Source organism: Actinomycetota bacterium (genome assembly GCA_036280995.1).
In the GTDB taxonomy this organism is placed as follows: Bacteria; Actinomycetota; CALGFH01; order CALGFH01; family CALGFH01; genus CALGFH01.
On the sequence record DASUPQ010000181.1, the window covers coordinates 1 to 2,102 of the forward strand.

2 protein-coding genes and 1 pseudogene are annotated in these 2,102 nt (G+C 72.6%); 2 read left to right on the forward strand and 1 reads right to left on the reverse strand.

From position 1 onward, the window contains the following. Positions 1-289 precede the first annotated feature (289 nt). Positions 290-784: an IS630 family transposase gene (locus VF468_05770; protein ID HEX5877821.1), complete on the forward strand. Its 495-nt coding sequence runs from the start codon at positions 290-292 to the stop codon at positions 782-784. Continuing rightward, positions 784-1,170, forward strand: a pseudogene (locus VF468_05775) (transposase). Before VF468_05770 ends, VF468_05775 begins: the two are co-directional and overlap by 1 nt. A 20-nt stretch (positions 1,171-1,190) precedes the next feature. On the opposite strand, the gene VF468_05780 reads toward VF468_05775, so the two are convergent. Beyond that, on the reverse strand, positions 1,191-2,102 hold a 912-nt coding region (locus tag VF468_05780; protein ID HEX5877822.1), incomplete at its 5' end, for an IS481 family transposase.

Below are 2,102 nucleotides of genomic sequence, written 5' to 3' on the forward strand. Positions count from 1 at the left end.
CGCGTGCTGGTTGGGAGTCAGCGGTAGCGGGTATTCTGGGAGCGGATGAACTCCCTCTTCGGGTCGAAGGCGGCCTGGACGGTTCCGTTGTGTTGAGCGGCGGCCGGTGAGCGGGTAGGAGCGGCGCTCCCGCCATCCCCCTCCGAGTTCATCTGCCGGGCCTGGACCAGGGAACCGGAGCGGTTCAGGCTCGACCCGTTATACCCGCCTGAGGAAGTGTTGACCTGCGACTGCGGCGCGCCAGGTGGCTGGGCAGGGGCAGCGGATTGGGGGTCGGGCCATGGTCGCCGTGCCGATCGCGACGGAGCGGACGCCCGCGGAGCTGCGCACCCTGGCGCGGCGTGAGCGGGACGGGCGGGTCGGCGCGCGTCTGCTCGCGCTGGCCAACGCCCTGGACGGGATGAGCCGGGAGGCGGCGGCCCGCGCCGCCGGCATGGGCCGGCAGGCGCTGCGGGACTGGGTCCACCGCTACAATGCCGGGGGCGTCGCCGGCCTGCGCGACCGGCCGCGCACGGGACGGCCGTGCCGCTTGGACGAGGGCCGGCAGGCGGCGCTCAAGGCGCTGGTCCTGCGCGGCCCGAAGCTGGCGCGCGACGGCTGCGTCGCTTGGCGCGCCCGCGACCTGTGCGGCCTGGTCGAGCGCCGCTTCGGGGTGAGCTACAGCGAGACCGGCATGCTGCGGCTGCTGCACGGGCTCGACCTCTCCTGGCAGAAGGCCCGCCCGGTCCATCCCGAGGCCGACGCCAAGGCCCAGGACCGGTTCAAAAAAGCCTGCCCGAGGTGATGCGCGGGATCGCGGCCGAGCATCCCGAGGCCGCGCGGGTCGAGCTGTGGTTCGAGGACGAGGCCCGCGTCGGCCAGAAGGGCCGCACCACCCACGTCTGGCACCAGAGGGGCGTGCGCCCGCGCGGGCGGCGCGAGCACCGCTTCGCCTCGGTCCACCTGTTCGGCGCCGTCTGCCCCGAGCGTGACGCCGGCGTCGCGCTGGTCCTGCCCGAAGTCTCGGCCGCGGCGATGGGCCTGTTCCTGGCCGAGTTGTCGCGAGCGATTCCGACCGGGATCCACGCCGCGCTCGTCCTCGACCGGGCCGGCTGGCACGTGAGCGGGGACCTCGCCGTGCCGCCCAACCTCACCCTGGTCCACCTGCCGCCCCGCAGCCCCGAGCTCAATCCGGTCGAGAGGATCTGGCTCTACCTGCGCGAGCGATGGCTGAGCCACCGCGTGCTCGCGGGCGGCCACGGGGCCGTCCTCGACGCCGCCTGCGCGGCCTGGAACGCGCTCCGCCTTGAGCCGGGGCGCCTGCGCTCGCTGACCAGCTTCCCGTGGCTGCCCTCACCGGTCATCAATTCATGAGGCCGGTATAACGGGTCGAGCCTGAACCGCTCCGGTTCCCTGGTCCAGGCCCGGCAGATGAACTCGTAGGGGGTGAGGCCGCGCAGCGCCTTGAGGCGGCGGGCGTGGTTGTAGGCGTCGAGGAACAGGCCGAGATGGGCGCGCAGCTCGTCGTGGCTGACGTAGTGGTAGCGGCGCACGGTCGCGTCCTTGAGTGTGCGGTTCATCCGCTCGACCTGACCATTCGTCCACGGGTGATAAGGCTTGGTCAGCCTGTGCTCGATGCCGTGCTTGCCACAGGCATGGTCGAAGGCATGGACGCGCCAGACGCGCGGCTCGCCGCGGGCGGCCCAGAGGGCGTCGATGGCCGCCTCGGTCTCGGGGCCCTCGGTGAGGGGCAGGGTGTCGGTGAACTGGGTGCGGTTATCGGTCAGCACGGTGTGGATGCGGTAGGGCACGGCGTCCACGAGGGCGTGCAGGAAGTCGGCCGCGACCCGGCGCGTGGCCTTCTCGTGCAGCCGGGCGAAGGCGAACTTGCTCGTGCGGTCGATGGCCACGAACAGGTAGAGCTCGCCGGCCTCGGTGCGGACCTCGGCGATGTCGAGGTGGAAGTAGCCGATCGGGTAGGCCTTGAAGCGCTTCTTGCCCGGCCCCTCGCCCCCGGCGCCGGGCAGGCGGGAGATGCCGTGCCGCTGCAGGCAGCGGTGCAGGCTGGAGCGCGTCAGCGCCGGGATCGTGGGCTGTAGGGCGTAGAGGCAATCGTCGAGCGG